Genomic DNA, 16,433 nt, shown 5'->3' on the forward strand with positions numbered 1-16,433 from the left:
TAAATAAAACGCTGTGCGCTGGATCTTACCATTCCCAGACTGAATACAGTAGATGACTATTTCAGATCAGGTTTCATCTCATGCCATCGACGCTATTTTGTTGTCATTTTTGTTAAACGAGATTGTTGCCGTATCCTGTGTAAGCGTATATTTGATTGGGATCACACTCTGTAATTCTTTGATCAGTTCATTGATCGAAACGGGTTTCGTCAGAAATGCTTCCACTCCCAGACTCAATATCTGATGTTTAATTGCCGGATAGCTTTGCCCCGTCAGAACAATTATTGGTATTTCACTGAGTAATGGATTCGACCTGATGCGGCGCATAATATAAATGCCCTCCGCCTCTGGTAACACCAGGTCTGTAATAATCACATCTGGCATATGTTCCACAGCCATTTCATAACCTTGATCACCAGTGAAAGCAGACAGACACTCTACGCCGTGAGGTTTGAGTTTCATTTGCAGCGCTTTCGAAATATCACGATCATCATCAATTGACAGTACAATCGGAGGTCGCTTCTCACGGGAATCCGGGGAGACCGAGTCTGCATCCTGGGTTTGATCTGTGACATTCTCTTCTGAAGCAGTGTCAATCGGCGTCCCATCTGCTTCTGACAATTCATACTCAGCTTTGCCGATAGACTTGATGTAGGACAGGCTGAGATCTCGTGTTTCAGGAGTCTTTTGAGCTTCCTCTACCGGTTCAACAACTGGCTGGATATCAAGCTGCAGAAATTCCCTGGCGATCTCAGTAATCGTTGCTGGAGAACCGGGGCATTTCTGAATATACACCGCCCCGAGTTGTTTGCAACGTTGAATTGTCTCGGTATCTGTGTGGCCCGTATGTATAATCACTGGAATTCCATGGCAGCTTTCATCACCGTTCAACATTTCACACACCGCCAGGCCATTTCCGCTGGGCATGTCCACGTCCAGTATGATCAGGTTTGGCTTGATTCTCATCGCACCAATGAGTGCGTGAGAGGCATCGGGAGATCGCATCACGGTATAGCCTAAGCCTCTCAGGCGAATAGCCAGAGCTTGTGATAACTCATGGTCATCATCTGCAATCAGTACCACTTTATCAGTCATAACTGTACTTCACTTTCATATTGGGAGTGGCATAAGTTGAACCCGGCAGTTCATCTTCTTCTGCCTGATCAATCGCCGCGTTCACAGCTTTGATCAGTTCATGGCCTTCATATGGTTTACTTAAAAAATAGCTTGCGCCGGCGTCCAGAGCTTTTTCCCTGTCCACGAGGCTCGCTGAGAGCATCACTACCGGTATCTGGCGTGTATCTGATTTTTGTTTCAGTTCATCCAGTGCGGTCAGGCCATCCTTTTGCGGCATCCTCACATCCATAACAATAGCCGTCGGTTGATCTCCGGTTGCATTCGCGACTGCTTGCATTCCATTGAGCGCGGTAGACGTTTCAAAACCGGCTACTGTCAGCCTGAGACTGGTGGCGCGAAGTATATCTGAATCATCATCGACCAGTAATATTCTCTTTCGACGCTCCATGTGCCTGCTCCCTTAAATAATTGGATTTCGGACCTTTTCAGGCCAACGAAGGGAAGCCCATCCTGCGAGTGAGAATTCGCCAGATAATGACATCCATCGTTAACTCGATCGTCAAGTCAGTGTGATGTAGAGACGGTCGGCTGCTGTGTGATTCTGCAAAAGTGCCTGTGGATCTCTTCTGAATCTGCATTTATTTTCCATTTGCCCTCGATGTTTAACTGGTAATCGGGTAAGGGTCCAAAGGGTCGATTCCGATTCGTCTTCTCCCACTCATTCTCAAGCCTGGTGACAAATTCAGAAAGTTCCAGGCAGGGAATGGAAAGTACAAACAGCCATTCACAACTGCCTGTCCGGAATAAAAGATCATTTGTCCGTAGTAAGAAGTTGAAGAAAGCGTCCATGTCTTCTTTATCCGTGTCGGCTGTTTCTTCATCAATTCGAGCAAAGACCAGGGCCACCACAGATTCGCTGCTGGTTAACCTTTGCGTACGATCCAGATAGCTTGTCATCACGCTTGAGGGATTATTCAGAGGGACGCTAAACGAAAAGGTGGTTCCAGTTCCCACCTGGCTTTCCACTGACATTTCACCAAAATTCAAATCGACTAATTCCTTGGCGATATTCAACCCCAGACCAAACCCTTTGGTACTGCTGTCAAGCTGGGTTTTGAGTTGTTTGAAGCGCTGGAAGATTTCCGCCAGCCCTTCTTCATCGATGCCCGGTCCATTATCGGAAACGCCAATAATAATTTCTCCCTGTTCCGCCCGCTCTTCAGTCCACAACCGTACGCTTCCCGGATTGCCACAGAATTTCATGGCATTCGTAACCAGATTGACAATCACGCGGCCGACCTTCTCCGAATCGCAGTAAATCGCCGGTAGTCCTGGATCAGCATCCGCTTCGAAATGGATTCCCTTTACAGCCGCCTTTTTTGTCAGAGGAGAACAGACACATTCAATAATATCCGGCAACTGACAGGGACGTCGCCATGCACCCAGCAGGCCCGCCTCCAGTTTACTGACATCGAGCATGTCATCGACCATATTGTTAAGTTCGTCAGTACGGATACTCGCAATATCCAGCATCTGACCTTGTTCCTTGTTAATTTCCCCCACCAGTCCTTCGCGGACTAAAGACACATAATCCTTGATCACGGTCAGAGGAGTGCGAAATTCGTGCGATACGTTGTCGACAAAACGATGTGCTGTTTGATTGAGTTTGCGCAGACGTCGATTTTTCTTTTTAAGCAGCACTTTTTGTTTCAGAAGCAGTTCCCGGCTCGTTTCGACTTCCGTCAAGAGACGCTGATTTTCCACAACGCTTTCCTGCCTTTGAATTGCGTGGCGGATGGCCCGTTCCAGCATATGCGGTGAAGCTTCGTCTTTGAGAAAATAGTCCTGAGCACCAACGGAGAGCGCTATTAATCGAACATCGTTGTCGTTGAGTGTCGTGAGTACGACAATAGGCACATCTCGATTGTAATCACGGATTTTCTTTACCGTTTCCAGGCCGAAACTATCGGGTAAAGATAAGTCTGTCAGAACGACATCAAATGTGTTCTCCCCAAATTTCAACAAACCAGATTCGAGGGTTTGTGCCCAGACCAGTTCAAAAGCTGATGCCGATTTTGACAGACTGAGTTTGATCAACTGATGATCAACCGGGTCGTCTTCGATCAACAATACTCGAAGGATCGCTTTATTCATCTTCATACTCCACAAAAGTCTGACTTTCTGTCTGCTTATAGACTAATCCATTTTTATTTGCCGTTGCCCAGTCAAGAGATGTCAACGAAACAAAACGTCTGATTTCTGCCAGGAGACTGGTGTAATGCACCGGTTTTTGCAGAAAACTGGCAGCACCAAGATGTCTCAACTGACCTGGAAGATGGGCATCCCGCTGTCCCGTCAGCACAATGACCGGAATGTGTGACGTTTGCGCATTGACTTTTACTTCTGCCAGTAAATGCTGTCCGTCGCCATCCGGCATTCGCAGATCAGTGATGATCAAATCCGGTTTCTTCTTATAAACGTCCCACGTACCAAGACGTCCGCAGCAATCACTGATCACGTTCACGTCGTAATTGGATAATATCTTTTGAATCGCGCGTGTGATATCAGGATCGTCGTCAACGCAAAGAATGGTCGTACGGGAAGTGGGTTCCAACAGGTCTGTACTCGCTGCTTGGATTTGCTCTTTCATGATCTTTCTCCTGATGCTTATTTTGATTGCTTAATCACCCAGGCCCTGAAAAAGCATATGACACGTACACCAGAACCAGATAATTATTCTATTCATTTCTGTATTCGCTGATTGCCTTTACAGCGCGTGTCTCTTTAAGTTCATTAAGCAGCATGTATTACACTTGAGAACAATGTAATGAGGGTTTTAACCCAAATTCGCTGGTCGAGGGTTTAACCTTGGTTACCATGAGGTATTCCATTTCACCATCAATTGCCAGACAAAGACCGTCTATCACCAAAAGGGATCTGAGACTATAAGCTGAATGTACCTGATGCGGAACTTTGATTGAGACCGGCTGATTCACATCACACTGCTCGATGATACATATCTGGAAGAGATTCACGTAAGAAGGTATCGAACATGACGTTTGAGCAAAAACAACACCTGAAGACCTGGGTATACACCATCGCTGCAAGCTTCTGCCTTGGAATCGGCGTTCTGCTCCAACACTCGGTCTATCGAGGCTCACAACACTTGCACACCACCATGGAAGTGGTGGCAACCATGCTCGCGTTTTTTGTTGCGGCCTTATCCCTCGTTCGTTTTTATTCAAAAAAAAATAACCTGTACCTGTTTGTGAGTATGGGTTTCCTCGGCGTGGCGCTGCTCGACAGCTATCATTGCCTCGTCACCAGTTCCTTCTTTCAGGATCATTTCCCTTCTCCCCCCAGGTCGTTGATCCCCTGGAGCTGGAATGCCTCGCGAGTCTACCTGGCAGGTTTTATGTATCTCAGTTTCTGGGCATGGAAGCGGGAACAGAAATTGGGAAAAGCGGGACAAATCAGTGACCGTAGCGTATTAGCCGTAACCGCGATCCTGACTCTATTCAGTTTTTTGTTCTTCATCTTTGTTCCACTACCCCGTGCGTATTATCCGGAATTCTTTTTGGGTCGACCTGAAGAACTCGTTGCCGGAGTGTTTTTTCTATTGGCACTCATTGGCTATTACCGGAAGGGGGACTGGCAGCACGACGCATTTGAATACTGGATCGTAATGTCATTACTGATTGGAACAATTTGTCAGGTAGTGGTCATGTCACGTTCATTCACCCTTTTCGATTCGATGTTTGACCTGGCACACATCATGAAGATTGCTTCTTATTCGTGCCTCCTCATCGGACTACTGGTCGGCATCCACAACCTCTCTTCAAAAATGCAATCCGATATCCAACTCGTGCATGAACAGTTTGAGCTGTTAATCGAGGAGTCGCCGGTGGCCATGATTATGATTAATCAGGAACGAGAGATCATCATCGCCAACCCGGCTACGTCCAACTTTTTTGGCTATACAAAAGAGGAATTACTGGGAGAGAAAATCGAAAAACTACTCCCCCAAAGATATCGTCCACAACATCCACAACAGGTTGCTTCATTTTTCAAAGATGGTAAATCCCGTCATCTCGATGTAGGACGCGATCTCATCGGCCTGCATGGAGACGGACACGAATTCCCTGTCGAAATCTTTATCAATTATGTTCAAACCACTCGATCTGGACCTGCCGTGATCTGTTCGGTCGTGGATATTTCAAAGTGGAAAAATGCTGAAGCAGAAAATCGACGACAATCTGAAGAACTGAAAAGGTCGAACCTTGCCCTGGAAAGCATCAATTCCGAACTGGAGCAATTTGCTTACATCGCTTCACATGATCTGCAGGAACCCCTCCGCAAGGTCGCTTCATGCTGCCAGATGCTGAAAGATGATTACGAAGACAAATTGGATGATGACGGTCGTATGTGGATTGGCTATGCGATTGAGGGTGCAGTCCGGATGCGCCAACTGGTGAATGACCTGCTTGAATTTTCTCGAATCGGTACTCTCGGATACGATCCCCAGCCAACTGATGCCCACCAGGCATGCCAGGAAGCGCTATACAATCTTTCGGATTCGATTGAGCAGAATAAAGCTCAGATTATCTGTCGGCCGCTCCCTGTTGTCCTGGCAGATAAACAGCGTCTGATACAGCTGTTTCAGAATCTGATCGGTAACGGCATCAAGTACTGTCGTGAAGAACTGACGGTCATTGAAATCGGTGCAGAACCGGATGGTTCCCAGTGGAAGTTTTATATCAAGGATAATGGCATCGGCATTGCGCCCGAATTTCACGAGCGTATTTTTCAGATCTTTCAACGATTACATCTTAAGAATGAATACTCCGGGACTGGTATTGGCCTCGCGATCTGTAAAAAAGTCGTAGACAAGTCTGGCGGTAAAATATGGCTTGAATCACAAGTCGGAAAAGGCACGACCTTCTACTTTACATTGCCGGCAGAAGATCGGGTCAACAAACCCCGGCCCATCACTGAGGTACATGATCAGGAGACCTGATTCCAGCTCCGATATTTTCTACTCCGAAAAACGCGAAATGACACGAAAGCAGGTCGGGCGCTGGTAGTGAACTTTCGAAACCAACTCAGTTGATCTGTCTATAATTTGTTGTTTTTTTGCCGATGCTGTTTGAGTCGGTTCCATGTCAAATAATCGCCCTGTTCGAGGATGGTTTTAATGATGGTGATGACGGGTTTTGACCTGATTGATTTCCGGTCATATTATTTCGTGAGTTTTCGTAATTTTCGTGGTAGTCAATCATTACGTAAAAATGTAAGCGGATGACTGCCACATGATTTCAAGCAGGGATTGACAACTCGATTGCGTGGATTATTATCCCTGCGTGAAAGTACGAGCATGGTGCAAGAAACAGCCCCACAGGAAGGATCCCGCGGGGCTGTTTCGTTTTAAACATTCAGATTTTTTGCTACCACGGACAACACGAAATAACACGAACCGCCTGGCTGGTAACCTGTTACTGTTCTTCAGGGTGCCGCAGGGTCATTGATTTATATTGTTTACTTTAATGATCTGCACGGATTTGAGATCGTATTCGACCTCATAGAGTTTGCCCTGACATTCTGCTTCGTACCTGAGTTTCGTCCCCGTCGGTCCCGTGCATCTGATTCTGAGTTGTTCCGTGTCCAACTGTGTCTGAAGAGACTGAAAGACCTGATAGTAATCAGATCCGTCGTCCTGAAGGAAATCGTTTGCGTCCCGCCAGTTATCTTTCGACTTCCCCTTTTCAATCCTGTTGACATGATTGCGTGCCATTACTTCTCTCCTCGAATAGCCGGAAACCAAGTCAGCGATGCCTGTGTCCCATTTTATTTCTTCGGTGTGTGCTTCACCGTCACGCTCTTCATTGGAGGGGATTCCACCAAAACTCAGCCCTTCGATTTCCGGAGATGGTGGTTCAGAGGTAGTCCGCCCCTCAGATGAGATCACCTCTACCGTATGATCCGTTATATGTGTCTCGGTGCAGGCTACGAGAATAATCAGACTGGGGAGAATGATGTGTTTCATGCCTGTTAGAGTTGTCGGGGACTGTCAGAGTTCCCGAAATCTGTTCGTGATCTGAATTTTATAAAAGACCTGCGCGATGTTCATCTGCCGGTTTGTCTGGCTCGTCTTTTCTATCGATAAGGAACTGATTGTCTGGGCGCAGTTTATTGACCTGTCTCGTATCAGATTTTACGGAGGACGATCCAGCATGCCAGTAGTCGCTCTCCCTTAGTGTGGCTGATTAATTTTTGTCTGATTCTCGGTTGCGTTGCAAGTTTTCCAATCTTTGGTAGTCAGTGGAAAGGGGATCGACGGGTTCTTCGTAAACAATGGCCCATCCACACTCGGGTTCGACTTCCAGTGTCTCATCATCCTGGGAAACCCCAAGCAGGCCACCAACCAGTCGCATCTTCGTTTCTCGTTCACCCCAAAATACTGTGAGTGGAACGGACGTGAAGCAGGACGGGATCGCTGACAATCCGACGCCTTGTGGATTATCCCACCGTTCCTTCCAATTCTGCTGGTCATCAATGCTCAATCGCTCGTTCCAGTCACTCAGATAGGGATTCGGGTAGAGCTTTTCGGAATTGTTATCCTTGAAATAGGGAAACAGCACATTGGCCCACCCTGTCATCACCGCAGGCCCTGATCCGCTGTTATAACGAAACAAGGACTTCCAGAATTCTGTATTCACCTGCCCTTTCTTAGCATTAACAAACTCTCCAAGAATCGGGTCGATCGCACTGATCCACTCGTTTAGTCCATAGTCCGCAAATCGTCGAACACAGTGCCGCAGTTTCTCCCAGTCTTCAATTGTTCCGGTAAGCGTAATCGAAGGTATCCCGCATCCTGCATATAAAATGTACTCGAAGTATGACTTGAATGTCTCCATTGCCATCAGACTAGAGACGGCTCGTTCCACCGGTCCGGTTGTGCTGAAATCAGCCTGGACCAGTTCAGATAATCCTCCGGTGTGATCCGCAATCTGCTGATTGAAATCAGAAAACACTTCTGGCCATGGATTTTCTTCACCTGGTGAAAAATCCGTTCGGCTAACAATTAGTTCCTTCTTGCCCGAATGCGAAACAAAATGATGCCGCAGAGACTCAGCGTTTTCATTTACATGAAGTGCAAAGCCGCGCACCAGCGTAATCCAGATCACATCCGGTGAGAGTCGAAGCGGGAAATGATCGTAAAAAGACATTTTCATCGCCGTTATCAAGGCATGGTCATCATCACAGGCAACAAGCGGCTTACGAGGAAACCACGTTGCTTCGATTGGACGCCGAAAGGCAACTCTTAATTTACCCACGTAGTCCACTTTCTCTGGAGGCGTTTTGGGAATCACATCCGGTGAGACAGGGAATTTCGTGTGTGTCATAATAAACTGCTCCTATACATGGTGCTTCACATACCTGCATTATGAACCACACCGCGCTTACTGTTGATTAGGATATTTAGATCAAAGTAACTATGGTTCGGACTTGCATGTGCTCTGCTTCTTCTCAATCACGGTTCCGGGAAACGATCAAAAGTGAGTCAGGAGATAACATTTTAACTGTTTAGATCATCATGGGACACAAAATCTCGCTTTAAACGAAGAAATCGTCGTCAACTGTAAAGATGCTGGGAGTGCCGTACTGGTTCGTAATTCCTGAATATGAAGTAGCAAAGAATTCAAGAAGTCAACATTCGACAAGTTAATCAGTAATACGAAGCATCCTCGCGACCAAATGAATTACGTGCCACATATTCATCTGCCGGGTTTCGGGTAAGATCTGGTAGGATCTGTCTATTGAGTCGAATTGCGGAATGACACAGGGGGCATCCTCTGCGGCTGGGCAGGTCGGTCAGTAGAAACATTATTGTGCGTTTCCTCTGACAGTTTCCTGCTCGCTGCGCTCGGCCCGGATGTGCATCCGGGCCTACCCTTTTCGATTGGTGTTTTATTATTCTCTCGATCGTTGTTGGGCGAGCCAACTGTGCCCTGGTCGCTGATTTTAAAGATATAGGAGTTTTTCAGTTGTCCTGTTACTTTTCTATTTTGCATGGTGGATTATTTTGTGGAAGTGCGTGGGAGAGTCAAGGGGAGATGAACAATTCCAGTTGGCGATATGGGTTGACACAGGGCCGATATAAGGCGATCTCGAGGCGGTTTCGGTGTGAAGCATTCCGATGTGCGGCGACCCGCAGGCATACATTGGGAACTGGTGTGATTATGCAAACTGAATATCCGGAAAAAAGGGGGTTAAATGCGGTGCACACAACGAACAAGTATCGCGTGTTTCAGTGCACTGTAAACTGGGCACGCGCGCGACTCAAAACAACGTTTATCGATATCGTCGCGGCGGAGTCAAGTCGAATCTCTTCAGTAGCGGTTCGCGATGTGCACGGGGCTGAATATGAATTTTCGATAAACAGTCTGCCTGTCTACTTGTGTCAGCCGCGCACTTGAACACAATTGGTTCTGATCTTTGACTGTTGCATACATCCTGCTGAATTGAGGTCTGACTGTGAAACGTTTTATTCTCCTGCTTGTTTTCCTCGCGTTGTTTTTGCTGACACCAGAGTCAACACAGGCCTGGAATTACGCCGGGCATCGGGTGATTGCTTCGATTGCCTGGGATCAGCTGACGCCGGAAACACAGGCGGCGATGATTGCATTGCTGAAACAGCATCCCCGATTTGAACAGGATTTCCAGTCACGGATGCCTGAGGTAATCCTGAAGGCGAGCCCTGCAGTTCAGGATCGCTGGCTGTTCATGCGAGCCGCGACCTGGCCGGATATTGCCCGCAGTTTTAAAGAAGCGGATCGCGAGAAGTATCATCATGGCACGTGGCATTACATCAATCAGCCGATCTATCTGGACACGGCTTCCGAACTGTCTCTGAGTTCTAAACTGCCTGTGAACACCGCCAAGTCGATCAGACAGGGAGATGATCCGCTGCAGTTCAATATTCTGCAGGCGCTGGAATATAACGTCGCGCAAATGAAAGACCCCGCTGTCAGCGAGGCGGACAAAGCGCTGGCGCTCTGCTGGATCATGCATCTGACGGGAGACAGCCATCAGCCTCTGCATTCATCTGCTTTGTTCAGCAAAGGCTCTTTTCCCGAAGGAGACCGCGGGGGGAACAGTATTCGGATTGGTAAATCAAATCTGCATGCGCAGTGGGATGGTTTGCTGGGGAACAGTTTCAAGGATTCGGAAATTGTGAGTCAGGCGGTCGGACTGGCCCGCGACCCGGCGTTAAAGCAGCTGGGCGAACAGGCGACAAAGAATTTGAATTACGCTGACTGGATTGATGAAAGTCACGCGCTGGCAAAAAGTGCCGGTTACACTCAACTAATCTTAGCTGCAGCAAAGCAGAACGATTCCCCACAGAATGAGTTTCTCAAATTGAAAGACCTGCCCGCCGCGTATTATCGAACAGCGGGTGCGATTGCCGTGAAACGGGCGGCTCAGTCCGGCTGGCGACTGGCAGCGGTGATTAACGGCTTTCAGTAATACTGAGCTGCCGGCATTGTTCGCTCTCGACGGATTGGGAGTGATTGGGTTTTCTGGTAGAAACCTGTCACGTGTCTTCTATTTTCGTTGCACATCTGAACCGATTTCATCATAAAGGGACATACAGATACACAAAACATCAGTTATCCGCGTGATTATAGATCTGCCCCAGTCAACAGGCAGAGATCAGTTCCAATCGCTGACGCAGAGTGAAATCGGGAGAAAACACCAATGGGAAACGGCGAACATTTTCTGCTAGTCAAAAAAGGTGCCCAGGCAGTGGAGCAATGGCGTCAGGAGAATCCCGGGTTGCAACTGGATCTGACCTGGGCAGATTTGAGCAAGGACATTCTGATTGGTTTGGATCTGAGTCATGCTGATCTCAGATGGAGTGATTTAAGCAAAGCAAATCTCAAAGGCGCCAATCTCAGCAACGCCGATCTGAGTGAAGCCAACCTGTCTGAAGCGATCATGGTCGATTCGAATCTCTGTCAGGCAAAATTATTTTTAGCCAACTTGAAATGGACCAAATTGAGTAGAGCGAATCTTGTCGAGGCAGATTTGAGCGGAGCGAGCCTGATTGAAACCGAATTAGATGGTGCTGATTTAAGTGATGCGGATTTCAGTAATGCTGTAGTAGAGAGAGTCGAGCTGAACAACACCAAAGGTTCTCCACTTTCACAAAAACAACTGGAAAATAACTGGAAGACGGAACCGGTCAAAAAACTGAGTCGCGGCCACAAAATCATTCTGTTCAGTTTTCTGACATTTATGGTAATGATTTCACCCGGCCTTTTTCTGGAACCGAATCTGGATAAAACCAACCCCACGCTGGATTCCATTATGGGGGTCGTCTGCTTAACAGCCTTTGCGATTTTATACATTGGGATGATTGTGGGTTGTACCATTATCACGACTGATAAAGGACACGAAGGAATTGTGGGCTTTATTCTGGGAATGTCGTTCTTTTTAATAGGCTTGCTTATCGTGACACTGCTGCCGGACCAGACGAAAAAACGGACGCGCAGGAGAGTCAGTACCTGACAGAGTATCAGGCCGCTGCATTATTCGGCTTCTCTAATGAAAAGTAGACTTCCGGCATGAAGAGTGTTCCGGGAGCGTGGAACGGGCTGGTGGAAACTTTTTTCAGATCGAAATAACCAGCCAGAGTTTTAGAAAATTCGCGATAATCGAAACCGGTGTGGGGAAAGTGATATCCGAAACCGGGCTCAATTTCTCCGTGAGGACGATCCTGAGGAGGACTGCCAATAAAAGACAGAAAGACGTTTTTCGGATTCGCATCATAGGCACCGAAGCGGCGGGTCATACGAAAGATGCCTTTATAGAGCGCGGGAATTCCGACTTCGACAGGAACCCCGATGACCAATTCACCGCCCGGCTTCAATAAACCGGAAATCGTCTGCAGGGCGTCGTGCGTTTCTTTTTCCGGAAGATGCTCGAACACTTCCAGACAAAAGAGCAGATCAACGGATCCCCGGGGAACCTGATCAATGTTCTGATAAAATTCCGTGTGGGGAACCGTTTTCAGATTTTCTTTTGCTTCTTCGAAAAAGACGGGAGATGGCTCATAGCAGATAAATTTTGCATCAGGTATCTGCTCAGAAAGCTGTTTACAGAGTTCGCCATTTCCGGCGCCATAATCACAGATGACAGCGGGTTGCCGAGTCTGCTGTCCGAGCCTGGTGGCGGAGACCATGCGCCGCTGCTGCAGCCAGCGTTTCACTGGATTCTTATCCTGAAATGTATAGTCTGAGTAAGACATGTTCCGCTACCGCCTTCGTGATCGTCCATGCTCCGCCGGGCAGAAACTGTGTGAGGACATCGAGTTAAAGAGGCTGTGAATGCACCTGATGACACCGAACTGTAAGAAAAATCATCATTTCATGCAATTCGTATTTTCAACCGTCGCAAACCCGCTGCATTCAAGACGTTTCAGCTGTAAGTAATGCGATGCTTCTTCAACCGGCATTCATCTGATGCAGGATGCGAACGGTATCGCGGGCGGCAGTTTCCGGCTTGAGTGCCGTGGCAGCGATTCCCGAAACGACGCGGGTGATATTATGATCGACCTGACCTGCTTTTCCCCAGAGTGATCCGTTGGGGGAGGTCATATAAACGGAAAAGGTCCGGTGCCCGGTTCCCGGTCGTTCACCGATGATATGCAGGATGGCTCGATTGCCGGGCAATCCCCCGAACAGGAGCTCGCCTACCTGGTAACCCGCGCGGACGCGGCCTGATCTCACGATAATATTCCGGTCGGCTGTTGAGAACCCTGCAGACTTTAACTCCTGTCTGAGCTGACTGAGGAAGGGGTCGAGATGTTCTTCCTGCATGATGGACAGGGCATTGAGTCCATCGGAGATTACAATCTGCACGTTATATTGATCGAGATAGGATTCACGCAGGTTCCGAATCGATTTGACGGATGATTTTGAAAGCTGTTCTCCAGTGGTGGGGTGGAGAATGTACTCCATCCGATCGCTGGAATTCGTTTCCACGGGAAGCACTTCGGGGACACTGGCGACAAACGCCGGAGTCAGCTCAGCCCAAATGCTCTGTTTGGCATCGTCGTAAATCTGATCGATCTGGATCTTCAACGCCGGCGCCAGTTCTCCCTGAGTTTTCCCGAAGCCTTCCGCCAGAAACAGTCCACGACTGCGGACTTCATTCATCTGTCTGCGACCTTCATTCAGGATCACTTCTTCGCCGCGGGTATCACCTTTTTTCCGTCGATACTGCAAATAAACGTGCAGCGGATTGCCAAAGTTACCGGTCGGTTTGCCCTGCTCGTCGATGACCTGCAGTTTCTGAAAGAACGACCACATGGCATCGTTGACGCGGTAGCCGAACTTCTCGCGAATTCTGACATGATCCTGAAACCCTGTAGTGAGGTAACCGAGCATGGGATCAATCTTGGTCGGCAGAGCCATCAGGTAGGCCGGGTTGGCGGGCATGATCTGATCCAGACACCAGTCAAGATCGTCGAGAGAGACATCCATATGCAGGGTTGAGCAGACATCCAGACCAATGGTCAGGCCATGCAGCTTGCCCATGACGATGTCTTCCAGGCAACAGCGTACCAGTTGTTCGCGCGTGCGGAAGACCTCGGGGCCTATAAAGCCGGCGACATCATTCAGGTGTACCCAGGGAGCAGATTCCCGGCCGCTCTCCTGCTGTGCGGTCGCGACTTCCCGCGTCAGCGATCGAGCGAAACCATACTTGCGGGACTCGTGTAACACCATATCAAAACCATGGCTGTGTCCGTTAGTGAAGTCGGCCCCCTGCCCGGTTTCAAAGTATAAAGCGTACTGCCCGGTGCGCGAGTGGGCGTAGTCGCGAATTTTCTTCAGATCGATGTCAAAGGTCTGATTGGCGGCATCACTACCGGCGATACTCTGGAACCAGAGGGCGGTACTGCCGGGGCTGCGGCGTTCGACTTCGGCCTGGACATCGATATGTGAGAGTACACAGTGTGGCAGAACGTGGTCGATTCCAAAAGTCACCAGCAAATCGCGGAGGACCAGTTCAATCGCAGCTACCGATTCAGGTTCACTGGAAACCGGATTCGTCCCCAGCACGACATCGCCTACTGCATACGACCAGCCATCCAGGACCTGCCAGAAGATATCATCCGGATTGTCAGTGGGAGAATTCGGTTGAATGCGGGCACCGAGATAACCTTTCGCACCAATCTGGCTGCCCGGCAATGGATTGAAGATTTTGGAGCCAACTGTTATCAGTTCCTGCTGGCTCATCAGTTTGACGACGCAGCCAATCACGTCGCTGGAAAGACTCTGCGAAAGCTGTTTGATCGCTGCTTCATTTTCGGTCAGAAGAAACTGTTTCAGATCGCCTACGGTTTCAACAGTATGGGAAGCGGTTGAGATGGCTTTCGCCGGTATAATGTATTCAGTCAACTTATCCTGATAGACCGGATGCGCGTTGATCTCTTTGATCCGGGTATTCGCCAGCAGCGATCTGGCATGCCGTCGAGAGGCTTGATCCGCGGCTGCCACGCCAATCATCTGATCTCCCTCTTTAAATTCATTCGCGGCGCCGAGAAGCTGGCAATACAGGACTGGATCGAAGGTGCCACGCATGCGATTGATATAGAAGAACAGATCTTCTCCAGCGATAATTTCAGGAATTGAAACATCGCCGACACTTTCCGTTTCAGCGGAAGTTTTCCTGGACTGCGTGAAGGAAAGTGTCAGAGCCATCGAGCTTCCCAGCATCGCCTGTACGAAGTCACGTCTGTTCAACGGCACGATTCAGATTCCTTTTAAAAATTGAATTAGAACTCAAGCAAGCAGGGTTAGCGCGAACTGACAGGAGCTATTTATGATACCATGCTGGAAAACGTGAGGGCAAGAAATGACTGAGATTAACTCAGAATCTCCTGCACCACGTGTCCGTGCACATCTGTCAGGCGGCGGTCGATCCCGGCGGTGCGGAATGTAAGTTGTTTGTGATCGATCCCCAGCAGATGCAGGATCGTGGCATGCAGGTCATAACAATACGTTTTCCCTTCTGCAGTCTGGTATCCCAGATCATCACTTTTTCCATGACTGGCTCCCGCTTTCACACCTGCTCCCACCAGCCAGGTCACGAAAGTTCCTCGATTATGATCGCGTCCCAGACTTCCCTGCGCAAAGGGAGTGCGACCGAATTCAGTCGTCCAGATCACCAGCGTATCCTCCAGCATTCCCCGTGATTTCAAATCCCGAAACAGGGCTGCAATTGGCTGATCGACACTTTTCGCGATGGGGGGGAGTTCTGTCTGAATGTTACCGTGGTTGTCCCAGTTGTTGACCGCCCCTTGCGGACCACTCCAGACCTGCACAAAACGGGTCCCCCGCTCGAGCAGACGTCTTCCCAGCAGACAGCGTCTGCCAAAGTCTTCGGTCTCCTTTTGATCTAGTCCGTAGGCGACGTGAGTCTCTTTGGTTTCGCGAGACAGATCGAAGGCTTCCGGCGCGCTCAACTGCATTTTCGCTGCGAGTTCTCCCGCTGCAATTCGTGCTTCCAGCCGGGAGTCATCAGGATGGGATGCGGCGTGCTGTCGATTCAACTGCTGCAGTAATGCGACCGTCTGCTGGTCTGCAGAACCGCGGGCGAATTTGTACTGCGCGTCGGCAAACAGATCTGGAATCGGTGTCTGGCTGGCGGCATTCACCAGAGTTCCCTGATGCTTCGCGGGCAGAAATCCACAGCTGAAATTGGCTTTCTGATTGTAAGGGAGTCCGCGGCTGTCGGGGAGTACCACAAACGTGGGCAGGTTGTCGGCAAGATTTCCCAGAGCATACGAGACCCAGGCCCCCAGGCAGGGGAAACCTGGCAGCATGAATCCGGTATTCATCATGTAACTGGCCGGTCCATGCACGTTCGTTTTTGTTGTCATCGCCATCAGGAATGCTAACTCATCCACAATCTGTGCCTGATGCGGAAAGACAGAACTGACCCAGCGACCGGTTTCCCCATGCTGTTTAAATTCGAACGGACTCTTCATCACCGAACCGACGGCTCCCGTGAACCCTTCCGGTTTTTCCTTCGGTCCCAGATTCTGTCCGTGCAGCCGTTTCAGTTCAGGTTTATAATCGAAGGTATCCATCGGGCTGGCACCACCGTTCATAAACAGTTGAATCACCCGCTTCACTTTCGCCCGATGATGCAGTCCGCCGTTCAAATCCGGTTCAGCAGCGTTTGATGATTCACTTCCCAGCCAGCAAGCCAGAACGGCAGTGCCGAAACTGTTTCCCGAACATGAGAGCAGTTCTCGCCTGGTGAGTCGATTGTACATCTGCGGT

The 16,433-nt window shown here is 49.0% G+C and carries 12 protein-coding genes; 3 read left to right on the forward strand and 9 right to left on the reverse strand.

Annotated features, from left to right (window positions below):
- Positions 1 to 78: 78 nt before the first annotated feature.
- The 4 genes from GmarT_RS16635 to GmarT_RS16650 all read right to left on the reverse strand — a co-directional run bounded on the left by GmarT_RS16635 (position 79) and on the right by GmarT_RS16650 (position 3,727).
- Positions 79 to 1,095 carry a response regulator gene (locus GmarT_RS16635; RefSeq protein WP_002645280.1) on the reverse strand — a complete coding sequence of 339 codons (1,017 nt, stop codon included), beginning with the start codon at positions 1,093 to 1,095 and terminating at the stop codon, positions 79 to 81.
- Positions 1,088 to 1,525, reverse strand: a complete 438-nt coding sequence (locus GmarT_RS16640; RefSeq protein WP_002645279.1) for a response regulator — start codon at positions 1,523 to 1,525, stop codon at positions 1,088 to 1,090. Before GmarT_RS16640 ends, GmarT_RS16635 begins: the two co-directional genes overlap by 8 nt.
- A gap of 116 nt (positions 1,526 to 1,641) precedes the next feature.
- Positions 1,642 to 3,231 carry an ATP-binding response regulator gene (locus GmarT_RS16645; protein ID WP_002645278.1) on the reverse strand — a complete coding sequence of 530 codons (1,590 nt, stop codon included), beginning with the start codon at positions 3,229 to 3,231 and terminating at the stop codon, positions 1,642 to 1,644.
- Positions 3,224 to 3,727 (reverse strand): response regulator, encoded by a 504-nt coding sequence (locus GmarT_RS16650; RefSeq protein WP_002645277.1) that lies wholly within the window; start codon positions 3,725 to 3,727, stop codon positions 3,224 to 3,226. The genes GmarT_RS16645 and GmarT_RS16650 overlap by 8 nt, the downstream gene beginning before the upstream one ends.
- A gap of 402 nt (positions 3,728 to 4,129) precedes the next feature.
- On the opposite strand from GmarT_RS16650, the gene GmarT_RS16655 reads away from it, so the two are divergent.
- Complete coding sequence (locus tag GmarT_RS16655) at positions 4,130 to 6,094, forward strand: ATP-binding protein (protein WP_002645276.1); 1,965 nt, start codon at positions 4,130 to 4,132, stop codon at positions 6,092 to 6,094.
- 501 nt (positions 6,095 to 6,595) lie between these two features.
- On the opposite strand, the gene GmarT_RS16660 is transcribed toward GmarT_RS16655, so the two are convergent.
- Together GmarT_RS16660 and GmarT_RS16665 are read right to left on the reverse strand one after the other, a co-directional pair.
- Complete coding sequence (locus GmarT_RS16660; RefSeq protein WP_002645275.1) at positions 6,596 to 7,120, reverse strand: hypothetical protein; 525 nt, start codon at positions 7,118 to 7,120, stop codon at positions 6,596 to 6,598.
- A 220-nt stretch (positions 7,121 to 7,340) separates the two neighbouring features.
- Positions 7,341 to 8,411, reverse strand: a complete 1,071-nt coding sequence (locus GmarT_RS16665) for a DUF4419 domain-containing protein (RefSeq protein WP_157158921.1) — start codon at positions 8,409 to 8,411, stop codon at positions 7,341 to 7,343.
- Between the two features lie 1,201 nt (positions 8,412 to 9,612).
- Here GmarT_RS16665 and GmarT_RS16670 point away from each other — a divergent pair.
- Positions 9,613 to 10,605 carry a S1/P1 nuclease gene (locus GmarT_RS16670; protein ID WP_002645272.1) on the forward strand — a complete coding sequence of 331 codons (993 nt, stop codon included), beginning with the start codon at positions 9,613 to 9,615 and terminating at the stop codon, positions 10,603 to 10,605.
- 231 nt (positions 10,606 to 10,836) lie between these two features.
- Positions 10,837 to 11,649 (forward strand): pentapeptide repeat-containing protein, encoded by an 813-nt coding sequence (locus GmarT_RS16675; RefSeq protein WP_002645271.1) that lies wholly within the window; start codon positions 10,837 to 10,839, stop codon positions 11,647 to 11,649.
- A gap of 7 nt (positions 11,650 to 11,656) precedes the next feature.
- Here GmarT_RS16675 and GmarT_RS16680 read toward each other — a convergent pair whose 3' ends face one another.
- From GmarT_RS16680 to GmarT_RS16690, 3 genes are all read right to left on the reverse strand, one after another.
- Positions 11,657 to 12,388, reverse strand: a complete 732-nt coding sequence (locus GmarT_RS16680; protein ID WP_002645270.1) for a class I SAM-dependent methyltransferase — start codon at positions 12,386 to 12,388, stop codon at positions 11,657 to 11,659.
- 196 nt (positions 12,389 to 12,584) lie between these two features.
- Positions 12,585 to 14,861 (reverse strand): ethanolamine ammonia-lyase subunit EutB, encoded by a 2,277-nt coding sequence (gene eutB / locus GmarT_RS16685; protein ID WP_002645269.1) that lies wholly within the window; start codon positions 14,859 to 14,861, stop codon positions 12,585 to 12,587.
- A 149-nt stretch (positions 14,862 to 15,010) separates the two neighbouring features.
- The gene (locus GmarT_RS16690) at positions 15,011 to 16,426 is read right to left on the reverse strand and encodes a DUF1501 domain-containing protein (RefSeq protein WP_002645268.1); all 1,416 of its coding nucleotides are present in this window, start codon (positions 16,424 to 16,426) and stop codon (positions 15,011 to 15,013) included.
- Between the last annotated feature and the right edge of the window lie 7 nt (positions 16,427 to 16,433).

It is taken from the genome of Gimesia maris, assembly GCF_008298035.1.
GTDB lineage: Bacteria > Planctomycetota > Planctomycetia > Planctomycetales > Planctomycetaceae > Gimesia > Gimesia maris.

What these genes read in the sequence shown, in the direction of transcription:
- GmarT_RS16635 (WP_002645280.1), bottom strand. Translation starts at nt 1,095, where the DNA reads ATGACTGATAAAGTGGTACTGATTGCAGATGATGACCATGAGTTATCA.
- GmarT_RS16640 (WP_002645279.1), bottom strand. Translation starts at nt 1,525, where the DNA reads ATGGAGCGTCGAAAGAGAATATTACTGGTCGATGATGATTCAGATATA.
- GmarT_RS16645 (WP_002645278.1), bottom strand. Translation starts at nt 3,231, where the DNA reads ATGAATAAAGCGATCCTTCGAGTATTGTTGATCGAAGACGACCCGGTT.
- GmarT_RS16650 (WP_002645277.1), bottom strand. Translation starts at nt 3,727, where the DNA reads ATGAAAGAGCAAATCCAAGCAGCGAGTACAGACCTGTTGGAACCCACT.
- GmarT_RS16655 (WP_002645276.1), top strand. Translation starts at nt 4,130, where the DNA reads ATGACGTTTGAGCAAAAACAACACCTGAAGACCTGGGTATACACCATC.
- GmarT_RS16660 (WP_002645275.1), bottom strand. Translation starts at nt 7,120, where the DNA reads ATGAAACACATCATTCTCCCCAGTCTGATTATTCTCGTAGCCTGCACC.
- GmarT_RS16675 (WP_002645271.1), top strand. Translation starts at nt 10,837, where the DNA reads ATGGGAAACGGCGAACATTTTCTGCTAGTCAAAAAAGGTGCCCAGGCA.
- GmarT_RS16680 (WP_002645270.1), bottom strand. Translation starts at nt 12,388, where the DNA reads ATGTCTTACTCAGACTATACATTTCAGGATAAGAATCCAGTGAAACGC.
- eutB (WP_002645269.1), bottom strand. Translation starts at nt 14,861, where the DNA reads ATGCTGGGAAGCTCGATGGCTCTGACACTTTCCTTCACGCAGTCCAGG.
- GmarT_RS16690 (WP_002645268.1), bottom strand. Translation starts at nt 16,426, where the DNA reads ATGTACAATCGACTCACCAGGCGAGAACTGCTCTCATGTTCGGGAAAC.